The 16,439-nt window shown below is 74.4% G+C and carries 12 protein-coding genes; 6 read left to right on the top strand and 6 right to left on the bottom strand.

Annotated elements, in window-relative coordinates:
- Positions 1 to 33: 33 nt before the first annotated feature.
- Complete coding sequence (gene glgX, locus Q6350_RS00275; protein WP_304602397.1) at positions 34 to 2,274, bottom strand: glycogen debranching protein GlgX; 2,241 nt, start codon at positions 2,272 to 2,274, stop codon at positions 34 to 36.
- A gap of 153 nt (positions 2,275 to 2,427) precedes the next feature.
- Between glgX and Q6350_RS00270 the strand changes: the two genes are divergently transcribed.
- Together Q6350_RS00270 and Q6350_RS00265 are read left to right on the top strand one after the other, a co-directional pair.
- Entirely contained in the window at positions 2,428 to 3,231 is an 804-nt protein-coding gene (locus Q6350_RS00270) for an electron transfer flavoprotein subunit beta/FixA family protein (protein ID WP_304602396.1), read from the top strand.
- 14 nt (positions 3,232 to 3,245) lie between these two features.
- Entirely contained in the window at positions 3,246 to 4,235 is a 990-nt protein-coding gene (locus Q6350_RS00265; RefSeq protein ID WP_304602395.1) for an electron transfer flavoprotein subunit alpha/FixB family protein, read from the top strand.
- Between the two features lie 109 nt (positions 4,236 to 4,344).
- Here the strand turns inward: Q6350_RS00265 and Q6350_RS00260 are convergent, their stop codons facing one another.
- Genes Q6350_RS00260 through Q6350_RS00240 form a run of 5 tightly spaced genes read right to left on the bottom strand, consistent with a single transcriptional unit; the run spans position 4,345 to position 7,920 of the window.
- Positions 4,345 to 4,587, bottom strand: coding sequence for a MoaD/ThiS family protein (locus tag Q6350_RS00260; protein ID WP_304602394.1), 243 nt, complete (start codon positions 4,585 to 4,587; stop codon positions 4,345 to 4,347).
- Positions 4,588 to 4,591: 4 nt separating this feature from the next.
- Entirely contained in the window at positions 4,592 to 5,674 is a 1,083-nt protein-coding gene (moaA, locus tag Q6350_RS00255) for a GTP 3',8-cyclase MoaA (RefSeq protein WP_304602393.1), read from the bottom strand.
- Positions 5,675 to 5,678: 4 nt separating this feature from the next.
- Positions 5,679 to 5,951: a DUF6457 domain-containing protein gene (locus Q6350_RS00250; RefSeq protein WP_304602392.1), complete on the bottom strand. Its 273-nt coding sequence runs from the start codon at positions 5,949 to 5,951 to the stop codon at positions 5,679 to 5,681.
- Positions 5,948 to 6,559: a molybdenum cofactor guanylyltransferase gene (locus Q6350_RS00245; RefSeq protein ID WP_304602391.1), complete on the bottom strand. Its 612-nt coding sequence runs from the start codon at positions 6,557 to 6,559 to the stop codon at positions 5,948 to 5,950. The genes Q6350_RS00250 and Q6350_RS00245 overlap by 4 nt, the downstream gene beginning before the upstream one ends.
- On the bottom strand, positions 6,556 to 7,920 hold the full coding sequence (locus tag Q6350_RS00240) for a molybdopterin molybdotransferase MoeA (protein WP_305064617.1): 1,365 nt from the start codon (positions 7,918 to 7,920) through the stop codon (positions 6,556 to 6,558). Before Q6350_RS00240 ends, Q6350_RS00245 begins: the two co-directional genes overlap by 4 nt.
- Positions 7,921 to 8,291: 371 nt before the next feature.
- On the opposite strand from Q6350_RS00240, the gene Q6350_RS00235 reads away from it, so the two are divergent.
- The 4 genes from Q6350_RS00235 (at position 8,292) to nirB (ending at position 16,414) form a co-directional block, all read left to right on the top strand.
- Entirely contained in the window at positions 8,292 to 9,677 is a 1,386-nt protein-coding gene (locus Q6350_RS00235; RefSeq protein WP_304602389.1) for an MFS transporter, read from the top strand.
- Complete coding sequence (locus Q6350_RS00230) at positions 9,674 to 11,905, top strand: molybdopterin oxidoreductase family protein (RefSeq protein ID WP_304602388.1); 2,232 nt, start codon at positions 9,674 to 9,676, stop codon at positions 11,903 to 11,905. Before Q6350_RS00235 ends, Q6350_RS00230 begins: the two co-directional genes overlap by 4 nt.
- Entirely contained in the window at positions 11,902 to 13,560 is a 1,659-nt protein-coding gene (locus tag Q6350_RS00225) for an FAD-dependent oxidoreductase (RefSeq protein ID WP_304602387.1), read from the top strand. Before Q6350_RS00230 ends, Q6350_RS00225 begins: the two co-directional genes overlap by 4 nt.
- Positions 13,561 to 13,723: 163 nt before the next feature.
- A complete protein-coding gene (nirB, locus tag Q6350_RS00220) occupies positions 13,724 to 16,414 on the top strand; it encodes a nitrite reductase large subunit NirB (RefSeq protein ID WP_304602386.1) in 2,691 nt (896 codons plus the stop codon).
- The last annotated feature ends 25 nt before the right edge of the window (positions 16,415 to 16,439 follow it).

Here is a 16,439-nt window from a genome sequence, read left to right as displayed (position 1 = left end):
CAGAGCCGGGACGGCTCGCCCAGGGTCGTGCCGTCAGCGGCGCGCCACGAACACCTCCACGCTCAGCGACTCCACCAGCGCCGTGCCCGGGGTCTCCTCCTCGTCGGCCTGCTCCGGTCCGTCGGGGGTGTCCCAGGTCGAGCTCCAGACGCGCTGCCACGGTCCGGCGCCCTCGAGCGGCTCCGGGAGCGTCAGCACGACGTCCTCCAGCCCGCCGTGCAGGACGCACAGCACGTCGGCCTCGTCGTCGCCGGGGCCGGGACGCAGCATCTGGATGAGGCGCCGCCCGTCCACCGCCCAGGCCTCGGCGTCCATCAGAATGCCGTCGGTGCCGAACCACAACAGGTCCGGGTGGTCCTCGCCCGGCCGCGGGGTGCCGAGGAAGAACGACTCCGCGCGCAGCGCCGCGTGCTCGCTGCGCAGGCCGACCAGGTAGCGGGCCGTGGCCAGCAGCTCCCGGTCGGCGGCGTTTAGGTCCCAGTCCACCCAGGAGATCGCGGTGTCCTGGGCGTAGGCGTTGTTGTTCCCGCCCTGCGAGCGACCCATCTCGTCACCGGCGGTGATCATCGGGGTACCGGCGGCGAGCAGGAGGGTGGCCAGCAGGTTGCGCTGCGAGCGCCGGCGCAGCGGGACGACCGCGGACCACGGCTCGGTCGTGGCGTCGTCGCCCTCGGGCGTGTGCCCCTCGACACCGTGGTTCCAGGACCGGTTGTCGTCGGTGCCGTCGCGGTTGTCCTCGCCGTTGGCCTCGTTGTGCTTGTGGTCGAACGCCACGAGGTCGGCGAGGGTGAAGCCGTCGTGCGCCGTGACGTAGTTGACCGACGCCACGGGCCCCCGCATCAGCGGCGGGTCGGAGTGCCCGAACAGGTCGGCGGAACCCGCCAGGCGCGTGGTGAGCTCGCGCAGCCCGTGCATGGGGGCGCCGTGCGACCCGGCCCGGGCGGCCTCCAGCCAGAACGACCGGGCGGCGTTGCGGAACCGGTCGTTCCACTCCGCCATCGGGGCGGGGAACCGGCCGGTCCGCCAGCCGCCCGGTCCGACGTCCCAGGGCTCGGCGACCAGCTTGAGCCCCGACAGCACCGGGTCGGTGCGCAGCGCGGACAGGAACGGGTGGTCCGGGTTGTAGCCGTCGTGGTCGCGCCCGAGGGTGACGGCGAGGTCGAACCGGTAGCCGTCCACCCCGACGACCTCCGCCCAGTACCGCAGGGAGTCCAGGGCCATCTGCACCACCCGGGTGCGCCGGAAGTCCAGGGTGTTGCCCGTGCCGGTGACGTCGGCGAGCCGGGCCGGCGTGCCGCCGTCGTGCAGGTAGTAGAGCGTGTTGTCCAGGCCGCGCCAGGACAGGTGCAGGGCGTCGTCGCCGCCCTCGCAGGTGTGGTTGTAGACGACGTCGAGGATCACCTCGATCCCGGCCTCGTGCAGCAGGTGCACCATGCCCCGGACCTCGTCCAGGACGGCGGCGGGACCCGCCTCGCGGGCCGCCGCCGTGGCGTAGGCGGGGTGCGGGGCGAAGAACCCCATCGTGGAGTAGCCCCAGTAGTTCGTCAGCCCGCGGCCGGCGAGCCAGGGCTCGGCGGTCGAGGCGTGGATGGGCAGCAGCTCCAACGTCGTCACGCCCAGCGAGGTCAGGTGCTCGATCACGGCCGGGTGCGCCAGCCCCGCGTAGGTGCCGCGCAGCTCCTCGGGGACCTCCGGGTGCAGCAGCGTCAGGCCCCGTACGTGCGCCTCGTACACGACGGTGTCCGCCCACGGCACACGGGGACGCTGCGAGGACCGGGGTCCCTGCTCGGCGGGCATGACCACCGCGTGCGGCACGTACGGCAGGGAGTCCTGCTCGTCCGGGCCGCCGTCGTCGCCCGCGCCGCCGCCCAGCGTCGCCGGGACGTAGGCGACCTCGCCCTCGATGCCCCGCGCGTACGGGTCCAGCAGCAGCTTGGCGGGGTTGTGCCGCATCCCGGCGCCCGGGTCCCAGGGACCGTGCACGCGGAACCCGTACCGCTGGCCGGGTGAGACGTTCGCCACATGGCCGTGCCAGACGCCGTACGTCGGCCCGTCGAGGGTGATGCGACGTTCGGTGTACCGCTCGGGGTCGTGCTGGTCCTTGTCCGGGTCGACGACGTCGACCAGGCACAGCTCGACGCCGTGGGCGTGCGAGGCGAGCACGGCGACGTCGATGCCGCCGTCGGGTGTGGGACGGACCCCGAGCGGGGGGACGTGGCTCCGGGTCCGGGTGGGACGGGTGAGGGGTGTGACCTTCGGTCTGGCGGCCTCCATGGACCCATGGTGGACCGTGGGAGGCCGATGGTCACGTCGACGTCGCCCGACGTGGACTCGTGTCGGAGGGTCGCGCGGCGACGAGTAGGCTCGGGCCGAGGGTGGTGTCCGCCACCCCGACCCTGATCCTCGAGACCGTCGGAAGGGTTCCTCGTGCGCATCGCCGTTCCCGTGAAGTACGTGCCGGACATCAACGCCGAGCGGAAGTTCGTGGACTGTCGGGTCGATCGTGACCCGGGCGTGGGGACGCTCAACGAGCTCGACGAGAACGCGCTCGAGGCGGCGCTGCGCCTCGTCGAGTCCCTGGACGAGGCCGAGCAGGCGTCCAGCGAGATCGTGGCCGTGACCGTGGCCCCGCCCGAGGGTGACATGGCGCTGCGCAAGGCCTTCCAGATGGGTGTCGACCGCGGCGTGCGGGTCTCCGACGACGCGCTCGCCGGGTCGGACTACTTCGGCACCGCCACGGCGCTCTCCGCCGCGGTCCGCCGCCTGGAGACCGAGGGACCGGTGGACCTGGTCATCACCGGCATGGCCGCCCTGGACGGCCTGGGTTCCGTGGTCCCGGCACTGCTGGCCGCCGAGCTGGACCGCCCGGCGGTCACCTTCGCCAAGCAGATCGCCCTGCTCGACGGGTCCGTGGAGGTCACCCGCGAGACCGACGAGGCCGCCGAGTCGCTGCTGGCCCCGCTGCCGGCCGTGCTGTCGGTCGCGGACACCGCGAACCGGCCGCGCTTCCCCAACTTCAAGCTCATCATGGCCGCCCGCTCCAAGGAGATCGAGGCGTGGACCGCGGCCGACCTGGGCCTGGACCCCGGCCAGGTGGGCACGGCCGGTGCCCGCACCGAGACGACGCACGCCGCGCCCCGCCCGGAGAAGCCCGCCGTCGAGCTCGTCCAGGACAAGGGCGAGGGCGGCAAGGCCCTGGCCGAGTACCTCATCCGCCACGAGCTGGTCTGAACGGAGTCGACGACATGGCTGAACCCACCCACAACCGCACCGTTCTGGTCCTGCTCGACCCGGCCGGCGAGGTCCGCTCGAGCGTCCTGGAGCTGCTCACCATCGGCCGCACCCTGGGCCGCGTCGAGGCCGTGACCCTGGAGGCGCCGAGCGTCGAGGCGCTCGCCCAGCTCGGGGCGTACGGGGTCGAGACCGTCCACCAGGCCGAGCTGCCCGCCGACCTGCGGGGCGACTCCCGTCACCTGTCCGCCGTCGTCGCCGCCGTGCTGGCGGCCGCCGTGCGTCTGACCGACGCCGACGTCGTGCTCGCGCCGGCGACGTTCGGCGCGAAGGAGGCGGTGGCCCTGGCCGGGCGCGAGCTCGGGGCCGGCGTCATCATCGACGCCGCGGGTGTCTCCGAGGACGACCAGGGGCACATCGTCGGCACCAAGCGGGTCTTCGCCGGGTCCTGGGACACGGCGAGCCGCGTCACGACCGACGTCGCCGCGCTGACCGTCCGGGCCAACGCCGTCGTCCCGCAGCCGGCGGAGACCGCCGTGGCCACCGAGGTCGAGGGGTTCGTCGTCAACGTCGCCGGAAACCTGCCGACGGTCACCTCCCGCACCGAGACCGTGCGGGACACGGACCGTCCCACGCTCGAGGAGGCGGCGATCGTCGTCGCCGGCGGGCGGGGCACCGACGGCGACTTCGGGCCCGTGCACGAGTTCGCCGACGCCGTCGGCGCGGCCGTGGGCGCGACCCGCGACGCCGTGTTCGAGGGCTGGTACGACCGGTACATCGGCCAGACGGGCGTCACCGTCGCCCCGCGCCTCTACGTCGGTGCGGGGATCTCCGGTGCGCCGCACCACCGCGGCGGCATGCAGGCCTCGCAGGTCATCGTCGCGGTGAACAACGACCCCGAGGCGCCGATCTTCGAGATCTGCGACTTCGCCGTCGTCGGGGAGCTGTCCGACGTGCTGACCCAGGCCGCCGAGGTCATCCGGGAGCACAAGGCCGCCCGGTAGCCCCGTCTCTCCCGCTGTGGGCATGAATTCTGCGGCCGCGGAGCGATCCGCGACCGCAGAATTCATGCCCACAGCGCTGTCCGGGCGCGGAGCGCCCGGCGCCCCGGGCTCAGCCGCCGGCGAAGGGCGGCAGCAGGTCGACCGTCGCGCCGTCGGGCACGACGTCGTCCGGTGCCGCCCGGCGGCCGTCGACCAGCACCGAGCAGCGGGCCAGCACCGGCGTGGCCCCGGGCGTGCGGGTGCCGAGGCGCCCGACGACGTCGCCGACGGTGGCCCCGTCGGGCATCGTGAGGGACTCGCCCGAGAGTCCCAGCGCGGCCCGGGCCGCCGCGAAGTAGCGCAGCTCCAGCACGTCCTCAGCCTCCGATCGCGCTCATGGTCCGCTCCGGCTGGACGAACGACGCGTCGTCCATGCCGTGACCGGCCCGCTTGCCCCACATGGCCGTGCGCCACAGGTCCGCGACGACGTCGTCCGGTGCGCCCTCGCGCAGCGGCCCGAGCAGGTCGGTCTCGGTGTGCGCGAACAGGCAGTCGCGGATCCCGCCCTCGGCGGTGAGCCGGGTGCGGCGGCAGTCGCCGCAGAACGGCTCGGTCACCGAGGCGATGATGCCGACGCGGCCGAGCCGCTCGCCGGTGTCGCGGGACCGCACGACGAACCGTTCCGCCGGGGCTCCGTCGCGGGGCTCGGCGTCCGGTGCCAGGGTGAACCGCTCCCTGAGCAGCTCGCGCACCTCGGCCGCGGTCACCATCGCGGTGCGGTCCCACGCGTGGTCGGCGTCCAACGGCATCTGCTCGATGAACCGCAGCTCGAAACCGCGCTCCAGGCACCAGGACAGCAGGTCGGCGGCGTGGTCGAGGTTGACCCCCCGCACGAGCACGGCGTTGATCTTGACCAGGTCGAACACCCGCGCCGCCGCCTCGATCCCGGCCAGGGTGCGCTCCAGGAACGGGCGCCGGGCCAGGCGGGCGAAGGTGTCGGGGTCGAGCGTGTCCAGGGAGACGTTGACGCGGTCCAGCCCGGCGTCGCGCAGCGCCTCGGCGCGGGAGTCGAGGCCGACGGCGTTCGTGGTCAGGCTGATCTCCGGACGGGGGTCGAGCGCCGCGACGTCGGCCACGATCTCGGTGAGGTCTCGGCGCAGCAGCGGCTCGCCGCCGGTGAACCGCACCTGCCGGACCCCGAGGTCGCGCACGGCGATGCCGACCAGCCGGGCGATCTCCGCGCGCGTCATCACCTTCTCCCGCGCCAGGGCCGGCAGCCCCTCGGCGGGCATGCAGTAGGTGCAGCGCAGGTTGCACCGGTCGGTGAGCGAGACCCGCAGGTCCGTGGCGACCCGGCCGAAGGAGTCCACGAGCTGCGGGGTCCTCGGCCGGTCGCCGGGCAGGGAGGTGTCCCGCCGGGACGTCGGCAGGCGGGGGATGCCCAGGTCGACGAGCGTCATGGCCTCACGTCCCCTCGGGCCGCCAGCCCAGGGCCAGGCGGGCGGCGCGTTCGGCGGTGTCGTCGTCGGGGGTGGCCCGGCCGGCCGCGGCGGCGAGCCCCCGGGCGTACCCGACGAGATAGGTCGTCACCGGCGCGGCGGGCCGCGCCACGTGGTGGGCGGCGTCGCGGGCGAGGTCGAGCACCTCGCCGACGTCGATGCTGTCCGCGGGCAGACCGAGCTCCTGCTCGACGGCGGTCACCCAGCCCGCGAGCACGGCGGGGATCTCGTCGGTCATGGCGTCTCCTCCTCGCTGCCGCTCCCCGCCGGGCGCCCGGAGAGCCTGCGTACATCGTCCCAGGTATCCACGTCGTCGCTCACCCCTGTCTCGTCGGGCAGCGCGAGCAGCCGGAGGTCGGCGACCAGCCGGCGGACGGGAGCGCCGTGCGGGTCCGTCCCCGCCAGGGTGCGGGTCAGGGCCGCACGCCGGTACAGCCCGGTCAGCCACTGCGCCCGACCGCCACGGTGCAGGTGCACGCCGTCGACATCGGCGGCGGCGGAGGCCGCCGCGACGAGCGGACCGACGGCGTCCGGCGCGCCGGGGACGTCGACGGCGAGCACGAGGAGCCAGGCAGGGGCGTCCGGCCGGTCCAGCGCGGCGAGACCCGCCGCCAGACCCGCCACCGGACCGCCGAAGGGCGGGTCCTCCCGGGTCAGGACGACGCCCGTGCGGTCGGTGGCGTGGCGCAGGGATTCCGGCCCGACGACGGCGGTGCGCTCGGCGGCCGTGGTCGCCGCCAGGACGTGGTCGAACAGGGGTCGTCCCCGCACCACGACCCCGGGCTTGGCGGCACCGCCCAGCCGGGAGGCGCGGCCGCCGGCGAGCACCACGGCGTCGTACCTCATCGCGCCCCCGGGATCGGGACCAGGGGGAGCCGGTCGCCCGGGGCGACGTGCTCGACGTCGGCGGGGACGACCACCAGCGCGTCCGCGGCGGTCAGGGCGGACAGCCGGTGCACGTCCGGCCCGGCCGGGGCGACGCCGTCGGGTCCGGTCACGACGGGGACCACCTGCTCCGTGCCGGACGGGCTGGGCCACCCGACGGCGGCGCGGGCGGTGGCCGCGGGCGGGACGTCGAGCCCGGCCAGGCGCCGGACCGCGGGCAGCGCGTAGAGCACGGTCGAGACGAAGGCGCTGACCGGGTTGCCGGGCACGGCGATCCACGGTGTGCCGCGCCAGGTGGCCAGGGCCTGCGGTTTGCCGGGGCGCACGGCGACGGTGGCGACGTCGACGTCCGCGACATCAGGGGAGTCGAGGAGCTCGCGCACGACGTCGCTGGCCCCTGCCGACACCCCGCCGGACGTGACGATCAGGTCCACCACTCCCGTTGTGGGCATGAAATCTGCAGCCTCGGGCCGGTCCGGACCCGCGTTTTTCATGCCCACAACGTGGTCCAGGGCGGCGCGCAGGGCGTCCGCGTCGTCGGGGACCGCGCCGATGCGTACGACGTCGGCGCCTGCGGCGCGCACGAGCGCGGCGAGCATGAGGGAGTTGGAGTCGGCGATCGTGCCGGTCTCGGTGGTCCCGAGCGGGGCGAGCTCGGAGCCCGTGGACAGCACGGCGACCCGGGGACGGCGGCGCACCGGTAGCTCGACGAGCCCGGCGGCGGCCGCGGTGGCGACCAGACCCGGGCCGACGACGTCCCCTGCGCGGGCGATCGGGTCGCCCCGGCGCAGGTCCGTGCCCGCGCGACGTACGTGGTCGCGGGCCTGTCGGGAGAGGGTCACGGTGCGCTCCGTCGTCGGCCCCCCGGCCACGAAGTGCCCGGTGGAGGTCCGCTCGACCGGCACGACGGCGTCGAACCCGTCGGGCACGGGTGCTCCGGTCATGATCCGGACCGCTCCGCCGTCGGCTGCTCCGCCGGCGGCCGTTGTGGGCAGGAAATCTGCAACTCCGGGTGGGTCCGGAGCTGCAGTTTTCATGCCCACAACGTCGGTGGGGGAGGGTCGGCCGGGCCGGCGGTCGGCGAGCACCGGCAGGGTGACGGCCGACCCGTCGGCCGGCAGGTCGTCGAGCCGGACGGCGTACCCGTCCATGGCCGCGTGGTCGAACGCCGGGACCGGGGCCGCCGCCGCGACGTCGTCGGCGAGGACGAGGCCCACGACCGTCGGGTCGTCCAGGCGCACGGGAGTCACCGGCAGCGGCTGCACGCGCGCGAGCGCCGCGCGGGTGTGCTCGGCGATCGTGCGCGGGCGTCCGGTGGTCATGTCCGTCACTGTAGGGACGCCGTGTGTCGCGGGTGCAGCACCGATCTCACAGCACGATCGGGGCCGCTGTGAGACGCTCGGTGCTCCGGCGGCCATCCCGACGCCCGCCACCTGCGGGAGCGCCGATCCGGTCGGCGCGGGACCGCGGCACCGCTGTCCGCATGGTGGGCGGACTTCTCACAGCACCCCGGGAACCCCTGAGAGTTTTGGCTCATGGGAAGTTCACGGCCCGAGACCGTGACGTGAAACACCCGCTTCCTACGGTCGTCCCACCGGCCCGACGTCGAGCCGGTCCGGACCCCGGCACCCGCCGGGGACCGTGACCCTCACGCCCGGCGCCGCCGGGTACGACCACGGATGGGAGAACGTCGATGGTTGCACCGACGAGTGGCACCACCGAGTCCGAGCCGGCGACCGCCGGCCCGGGGATCGACACCGGCGAGGCCCCGGCCCGCCCGGTCCACCGCTCCGGGCGGTGGATCGACCACTGGGACCCCGAGGACCCCGTCTTCTGGCGCGACGGAGGGCGCGCCATCGCGCGGCGCAACCTGTGGATCTCGGTCTTCGCGGAGTTCCTCGGGTTCTGCGTCTGGGCGATCTGGTCGATCGTGGTCCCGCAGCTTCCCGCGGCAGGCTTCGCCCTCACCGCCGACCAGATGTTCTGGCTCGTCGGTCTGCCGGCGCTCGTCGGCGCGACGCTCCGCATCCCGTACACCCTGGCCGTCCCCGTCTTCGGCGGACGCAACTGGACCATGATCTCCGCGGCGCTGCTGCTGATCCCGACCCTGTCCCTGGTGTGGGTGGTGCAGCGACCCGAGACGTCCTTCGGGCTCCTGCTGGCCGTCGCGGCGCTCGCGGGCTTCGGCGGCGGCAACTTCGCCTCGTCGATGGCGAACATCTCGTTCTTCTTCCCCGAGAAGGAGAAGGGTGCGGCGCTCGGCTGGAACGCGGCCGGCGGCAACATCGGCACCGCGGCCGTGCAGTTCGTCGTCCCGCTGGTGATCGTCACCGCGGCCGGCGTCTCCCTGCCGCGGGCCGGCTGGGTCTTCATCCCGTTCATCCTGCTGGCGGTGCTGCTCGCGTGGCGGTTCATGGACAACCTGTCCACCGCCAAGGCCGACCCCCGCTCCTTCGGCGTCGCGGCGCGGGAGAAGCACACCTGGCTGATCTCCTTCATCTACATCGGCACCTTCGGCAGCTTCGTCGGCTTCGCCGGTGCCTTCCCCACCCTGCTGGCCCGGGAGTTCCCCGAGGTCACGCTCTCGCTGGCCTTCATGGGTGCCCTCGTCGGGTCCGTCACCCGCCCGCTCGGCGGCTGGATCGCCGACCGCACCGGCGGTGCGGTCATCACGGTGGCCAGCTTCGTGGTGATGATGGTCGGCGCCTTCGGTGCCATCCAGGCGCTCGGCTCCGGCTCCTTCGGGCTCTTCTTCGGCTCGTTCATGCTGCTGTTCGTCGCCACCGGCGTCGGCAACGGCTCGGTCTACCGGATGATCCCGGCCACGTTCCGGATCGCCGACGTCGCGGGCGGCGGGGCCGGGACGGCGAAGGCCGCAGCGGGCTGCATCGGCATCGCCGGCGCGGTCGGCGCCTTCGGCGGGTTCCTCATCCCCCGCGGCTTCGCGATGTCGACGACGGCGACCGGCTCCCTCGTCCCGGCCCTGTGGGCGATCATCGGGGTCTACGTGGTGATGGCGCTGGTCACCTGGACCGTCTACGGCCGCCGCGGCAGCACGATGGGGGCTGCTCGGGTATGAGCAGCGCCGCTCCGACAGCGTCCGCGGCGACGCACTGCCCCTACTGCGCCCTGCAGTGCGGCATGGAGCTCACGCCCGTCGAGGGAACGGCGTCGTCGACGCCGGCCCCCGGCGGGCGTGCGCCCCTGCCCGTGGCCGTGAACCCGCGCGACTTCCCCACCAACGCGGGACGGCTGTGCCAGAAGGGCTGGACCAGCGCCACGGTGCTGGACGTCGCGGACCGCATCACGACCCCGCTGGTCCGGGGCGCCGACGGGGAGCTCGCCCCGTCCACCTGGGACGAGGCGCTCGAGCTCGTCACCGCCCGGGTCCGCGCGATCCAGGCCGAGCACGGCCCCGAGGGCGTGGCGATCTTCGGGGGCGGCGGGCTCACCAACGAGAAGGCGTACGCGCTCGGCAAGTTCGCGCGCACGGTGCTGCGCACGCCGAACATCGACTACAACGGGCGGTTCTGCATGTCGTCCGCGGCGGCCGCCGGCAACCGGGCGTTCGGCGTGGACCGGGGCCTGCCGTTCCCCCTCACCGACCTGGGCGGTGCCGAGGCGATCCTGCTGCTCGGCTCCAACCCGGCCGAGACGATGCCCCCGTTCGTCCAGCACCTGGCCGGTGCCCGCGGGGCCGGCGGTCTCGTCGTCGTCGACCCGCGCCGGTCGGCCACCGCCCGGCTCGCCGAGGACGGCCAGGGAGCGCACGTCCAGCCGGTCCCCGGTACCGACCTGGTGGTGCTGCTGGCCCTGCTGCACGTCGTCGTCGCCGAGCAGCTCGTCGACAGCGCTTACCTCGCCGAGCGGACCATCGGATACGACGACGTCGTGCGGTCCGTGGCCGCCTGGTGGCCGGAGCGTGCCGAGACCGTCTGCGGCGTCCCCGCCGAGGAGCTGCGTGGACTGGCGCGGCGGCTCGCGGCCGCCTCCCCGGCACGCGGTGGGCGCGGTGCCTACGTCCTCACCGGCCGCGGGGTGGAGCAGTCCACCCAGGGCACCGCGACGGTGACCGCGGCGATCAACCTGTCGCTCGCGCTCGGCCTGATCGGCCGCGAGGGCTCCGGCTACGGCTGCCTGACGGGGCAGGGCAACGGCCAGGGCGGGCGTGAGCACGGGCAGAAGTCGGACCAGCTGCCCGGATACCGCAAGATCGACGACCCGGTCGCGCGTGAGCACGTCGCCTCCGTGTGGGGCGTGGACCCCGCGACGATCCCCGGGCCGGGCAAGCCCGCCGTGGCGCTGCTCAGCTCGCTGGCCACCCCCGGCGGGCCGCAGGCGCTGTTCGTGCACGGCTCGAACGTGCTCGTCTCGGCGCCGAACGCCGACCGCGTCCGCGAGCGCCTGGAGGCCCTGGACCTGCTGGTGGTGTGCGACTTCGTCCCCTCCGAGACCGCCCGGATCGCCGACGTCGTCCTCCCGGTGACGCAGTGGGCCGAGGAGGAGGGCACGATGACGTCCCTGGAGGGGCGCGTCATCCGGCGGCGGCAGGCCGTGGACGCGCCGGGCGAGGCGCGTTCGGAGCTGTGGCTGCTGGCCGAGCTGGCGCGGCGCCTCGGCTCGGACGTGCACTTCGGCACGGACCCGGCCGAGGTCTTCGACGAGCTCGCGCGCGCCTCAGCCGGGGGACCGGCGGACTACTCCGGGCTGTCGCACGCCCGGCTGGATGCCCACGAGAACAGCGGCGGCGCGGGGCTGTACTGGCCCTGCCCGGCCCCGGCGGACGGGGCCGAGCACCCGGGCACCCCGCGGATGTTCCTGGACTCCTTCGGTACTCCGGACGGGCGGGCACGCATGGTCCCGGTCGACCACGGCGGCCCGGCCGACGACGTGCGCGGCGACGCCCCGACCTACCTGGTCACGGGCCGCGTCCTGCAGCACTACCAGTCCGGCGCCCAGACGCGCCGGGTGCCCGACCTGGACCGGCTGGTCCCCGAGCCGTACGTCGAGCTGCACCCGCAGCTCGGCCTGCGCGTCGGGGTGGCCGACGGCGACCGGGTCCGGCTGACCTCGGCCCGCGGCGTGGTCGAGGCGGTCGCCCGCTGGACCGACGCGGTGCGTCCGGAGGTCGTGTTCATGCCGTTCCACTGGGGCGGCCTCGGCGGCGTCAACCGGATCACCAGCGACGCCGTCGACCCGATCAGCTCCATGCCCGAGTTCAAGGTGTGCGCGGTGGCGGTGACCCCTGCCGGGCCCGCTACCGCGTCCGCGCAGGACGACCACGACACCCAGGAGGTGCCGGTATGACGCTCCACGTACCGACGAAGATCGTCGTCGTCGGGAACGGCATGGTCGGCTCCCGGCTGGTCGACGAGCTGGTGCGCCGCAGCACGGGCGCCTTCGACATCACGGTGCTCGGCGCGGAGCCGTACGAGCCGTACAACCGGGTGCTGCTTAGCGACGTCGTGGCGGGGCGCACCGACGTGGCCGCGATCTCGATGCCGCAGGTCGGCGGCGAGCACGTGACCACCCTGCGGGAGGTCACGGCGGTGTCGATCGACCGGATCCGGCGCACGGTCACCGACGACGCCGGTGCGGTGCATCCCTACGACCACCTGGTGCTGGCCACCGGCTCCCGGGCCCGCGTCCTGCCGCTGCCGGGTCTGCGCTCGGCCGACGGCGACCCGTACCTGCCCGGCGGTGTGCACGCGCTGCGCACTCTCGACGACGCCCGCGACATCGTGGCGGGCAGCCTCCACAGCACGCGCGCCGTCGTGGTCGGCGGGGGCGTGCTCGGGGTGGAGTCCGCCTACGGGCTGGCCGCTCGCGGGCTGGCGGTGACCCTGGTGGACACCGGGGAGGCGCCGATGCACCGCCAGCTCGACACGGACGCCGGCGCGGTGCTGGCCGCGGGGCTGGAGGCCCACGGTGTGACGGTCCGGTCCGGGGTGCGGCCCAGCGAGGTGCTCGTGGCCGGCGGCCGGGCCGTCGGGGTGCGGATCGACACGGGCGCCGACGGCGACGGCGAGGTGCTCGCCGCCGGGCTCGTGGTGCTGACCACCGGCACGGTCCCGGAGACCGGGATCGCCGCGGACGCGGGTCTGCCGACGGACCGCGGGATCGTCGTCGGGCACGACCTGGCGAGCCCGGCCGACCGGAGGGTCTTCGCGATCGGCGACTGCGCCCAGCCGCCGCAGGGCTCGCGCGGTCTGGTCGCCGAGGGCTGGGACCACGCACGTCGCCTCGCCGACCACCTGTCCTCCCTGGTCACGGCCCGCGAGGACGCTTCCCGGCGGGCGGCGGACCGGCCCCGCGAGCACCTGCGCTTCCCGCACGAGGGGGAGCGGCCCTCGATGGCGGTGCGTCTCGGCACGCTGCTCGCGACCCGCGCCCCGACGGAAGACGGCATCGACACCCGCGGCACCGACGTCGTCAAGGTCAAAGCCGGTCCGTTGAGCGTGGTGTCCATGGGGGCGGCGGGCACGGATCGACAGCCGCGTCCGGGGGAGCGGGCCGTGCGGCTGGCGGACCCGGCCGGCGGCCGGTTCGTCGAGGCCGTGGTCGCCGGCGGACTGCTCGTCGGGGCCACCTGCGTGGGCCACGCCCGGGTGGCGGCCGACCTCACCGCCGCCTACACGCGGCGCACGCCGGTCCCGGTGGACCCGGCGTTCCTCCTGCTCACCCCCGTGATGCCGAGCGCGGAGCCGGCCACGTCGCCCGAGCACATGCCCGACGACGCGATCGTGTGCCGGTGCAACGGGGTGAGCAAGCACGACATCACCGCCTGCTGGGACGACGGGGCCCGCAGCACGGACGACATCGCGGCCGCCACCCGGGCGACCACGGGGTGCGGCAGCTGCACCGAGGCCGTGTGCGGGCTCGCCGACTGGCTGGCCGCCACCCGCGGCGCCGACGTCGAACCCGACGCGGACCCCGCACCGGCCGGACTCGCCACGGTCTGAGCCGCCCCCGAGCTCCGGGGCGCCCGACGGACCCCTCGCCGTCGGGCGCCCCGGACGTCCGTCCGCTTCTCTCACCGTGCCGCCCGCCGGCGTGAGCAAGATGTTCGCATCAGGTAACCCCTCCCTGACGGCGCGGTCACGGTGGCTGCCTACCGTCGACGACATGAGCAGCGAGCCCACCACCTCCCAGCAGACCGACGGGCGCCGGCACGTGGTCGTCGTCGGCGGCGGCCCCGTCGCGCAGCGTTTCGTCGAGGCGCTGCGCTCGCGCGACACCGACGGCGCGTGGCGCGTCAGCGTCTTCGCCGACGAGCCGCGCAAGCCGTACGACCGGGTCGGCCTGACCCGCTACTTCGAGGTCCGTGACCCCGAGGAGCTCACCCTGGGCGACCCGGCGCTGTGGGACGACCCGCTCGTCGAGCTGCACCGCGACTGCCTCGTCGAGTCGATCGACCGCGAGCACCGGACCGTCACCGACCGGCTCGGGCGGGTGCATCCCTATGACGAGCTGGTGCTGGCGACCGGGTCGAACGCGGCGATGCCGCCGATCCCCGGCAACGACCTGCCCGGCGTCTTCGTCTACCGCACGATCGACGACGTGGCCGCCCTGCGCGGCTGGGTCGAGGCCAAGCGCGAGGCAGGTCGGGTCGAGACCCGCGGCGGCGTCGTCGAGAAGCCGGTGCGCGGCGCGGTCATCGGCGGCGGCCTGCTCGGGCTCGAGGCCGCCGGCGCGCTCAAGGCGCTCGGCGCGCAGGCCACCGTCATCGAGTTCGGCACCCACCTCATGGGCGTGCAGTGCGACCTCGGCGGCGGCCAGGCGCTCCAGCGCCTCATCAACGACAAGGGCATCGCGGTCCGTCCGGAGACCGCCACGAAGAAGATGGCGCCGCACCGCCGCACCGGGCACGTCGGACGGCTGGACTTCGGCGACGGCGGCCGCCTCGACGTCGACGTCGTCGTCGTGGCCACCGGCGTGCGCCCCCGTGACGAGCTGGCCCGCGCCGCAGGCCTGCCGGTCGGCGAGCGCGGCGGCGCCGTCGTCGACCTGACCTGCCGCACCGAGGACCCGCACGTCTGGGCGATCGGCGAGGTCGCCTGCATCGAGGGACGCTGCCTCGGGCTCGTGGCTCCGGGCAACACCATGGCGGAGGTCGTGGTCGATCGGCTGCTGGGCGGCGAGGCCGAGTTCCCCGGCGCGGACACCGCCACCAAGCTCAAGCTCTCCGGCGTCGACGTCGCCTCCTTCGGTGACGCCCACGGTCGCACCGAGGACTGCGTCGAGGTGGTCTGGGCCGACCCGACCGCCGGCGTCTACAAGAAGCTCGTGCTCTCGGACGACGCCACGACCCTGCTCGGCGGCGTGTTCGTCGGTGACGCCACGCCGTACGCCTCGCTGCGCCCGATGCTCGGTGCCGAGCTCCCGGGGGACCCGGCGGCGTTCCTGCTGCCCGAGGGCGCGGGCGCCGCACCGGACATCGAGCTGCCCGACGACGCCAACGTCTGCTCGTGCAACAACGTCTCGGCCGGCACGATCCGCCGGGCGGTGACCGAGCACGACTGCTCCTCCGTCGGGGACGTCAAGAGCTGCACCCAGGCCGGCACCACCTGCGGCGCCTGCCTGCCGCTGGTCAAGAAGATCACCGAGACCGAGATGGAGCGCGCCGGCATCGAGGTCTCGACCGCGCTGTGCGAGCACTTCGCGATGACGCGCGCCCAGCTCTTCGACGCCGTCCGGGTGGCCGACCTGCACTCCTTCAGCGACATCATCGAGCGCTTCGGCACCGTCCCCCAGGGCGCGAGCAGCCCGGGGCGCGGCTGCGACATCTGCAAGCCCGTCGTCGCCTCGATCCTGGCCAGCCAGGGCAACGGGCACATCCTGGCCGGCGAGCAGTCCGCCCTGCAGGACACCAACGACCACATGCTCGCCAACATGCAGAAGGACGGCACCTACTCCGTCGTCCCGCGGGTGCCGGGCGGCGAGATCACCCCCGAGGGCCTCATCGTCATCGGGCAGGTCGCGAAGGACTTCGGGCTCTACACGAAGATCACCGGCGGGCAGCGCATCGACATGTTCGGCGCCCGCGTCGAGCAGCTCCCGGAGATCTGGAAGGTGCTGGTCGAGGCCGGGTTCGAGTCCGGTCACGCCTACGGCAAGTCGCTGCGCACGGTGAAGTCCTGCGTCGGGTCGACCTGGTGCCGCTACGGCGTGCAGGACTCGGTCGGCATGGCCGTCGAGCTCGAGCTGCGGTACCGCGGCCTGCGCAGCCCGCACAAGCTCAAGCTCGGTGTCTCGGGCTGCGCCCGCGAGTGCGCCGAGGCCCGCGGCAAGGACGTCGGCGTCATCGCCACCGACAAGGGCTGGAACCTCTACGTGGCGGGCAACGGCGGCCAGACGCCCAAGCACGCCCAGCTCCTGGCCGAGGACCTGGACTCCGCGACGCTGCTGCGCACCATCGACCGGTTCCTCATGCTCTACGTCCGCACCGCCGACCGCCTGCAGCGCACCGCGCCGTGGGTCGAGGAGTACGAGGGTGGCCTGGAGGCGATCCGCGAGGTCGTCCTGGAGGACTCCCTCGGCATCGCCGCCGACCTCGACGCGGCGATGGCCGCCCACGTCGGCGCCTACGAGGACGAGTGGAGGGCCGTCCTGGAGGACCCGGACAAGCTGGCCCGGTTCGGCTCGTTCGTCAACGCGCCGACCACCCCGGACCCGGACCTGGCCTACGTCGCCGAGCGCGGCCAGAAGCGCCCGGCCACCCCCGAGGAGATCGCCGCCGGCCCCGCCGGCCCCGTCGACCCCGAGCTCTCCGGCCCGGTCCTGGTGACCGGTCCCACGTTGGAGGTCCGCGCATGACCCCGACCGAGCTGTCCACCGACCG

This window comes from Isoptericola sp. b515, from assembly GCF_030588125.1.
In the GTDB taxonomy this organism is placed as follows: Bacteria; Actinomycetota; Actinomycetes; order Actinomycetales; family Cellulomonadaceae; genus Isoptericola; species Isoptericola sediminis.
Note: the sequence above shows the minus strand (reverse complement) of the source record. Positions and strands in the feature narration are given on the sequence as shown.

Coding starts and splice junctions, on each gene's coding strand:
- Q6350_RS00250 (WP_304602392.1), bottom strand. CDS start 5,951: ATGACCGACGAGATCCCCGCCGTGCTCGCGGGCTGGGTGACCGCCGTC.
- Q6350_RS00225 (WP_304602387.1), top strand. CDS start 11,902: ATGACGCTCCACGTACCGACGAAGATCGTCGTCGTCGGGAACGGCATG.
- Q6350_RS00245 (WP_304602391.1), bottom strand. CDS start 6,559: ATGAGGTACGACGCCGTGGTGCTCGCCGGCGGCCGCGCCTCCCGGCTG.
- glgX (WP_304602397.1), bottom strand. CDS start 2,274: ATGGAGGCCGCCAGACCGAAGGTCACACCCCTCACCCGTCCCACCCGG.
- Q6350_RS00235 (WP_304602389.1), top strand. CDS start 8,292: ATGGTTGCACCGACGAGTGGCACCACCGAGTCCGAGCCGGCGACCGCC.
- nirB (WP_304602386.1), top strand. CDS start 13,724: ATGAGCAGCGAGCCCACCACCTCCCAGCAGACCGACGGGCGCCGGCAC.
- Q6350_RS00240 (WP_305064617.1), bottom strand. CDS start 7,920: ATGACCACCGGACGCCCGCGCACGATCGCCGAGCACACCCGCGCGGCG.
- Q6350_RS00230 (WP_304602388.1), top strand. CDS start 9,674: ATGAGCAGCGCCGCTCCGACAGCGTCCGCGGCGACGCACTGCCCCTAC.
- Q6350_RS00265 (WP_304602395.1), top strand. CDS start 3,246: ATGGCTGAACCCACCCACAACCGCACCGTTCTGGTCCTGCTCGACCCG.
- moaA (WP_304602393.1), bottom strand. CDS start 5,674: ATGACGCTCGTCGACCTGGGCATCCCCCGCCTGCCGACGTCCCGGCGG.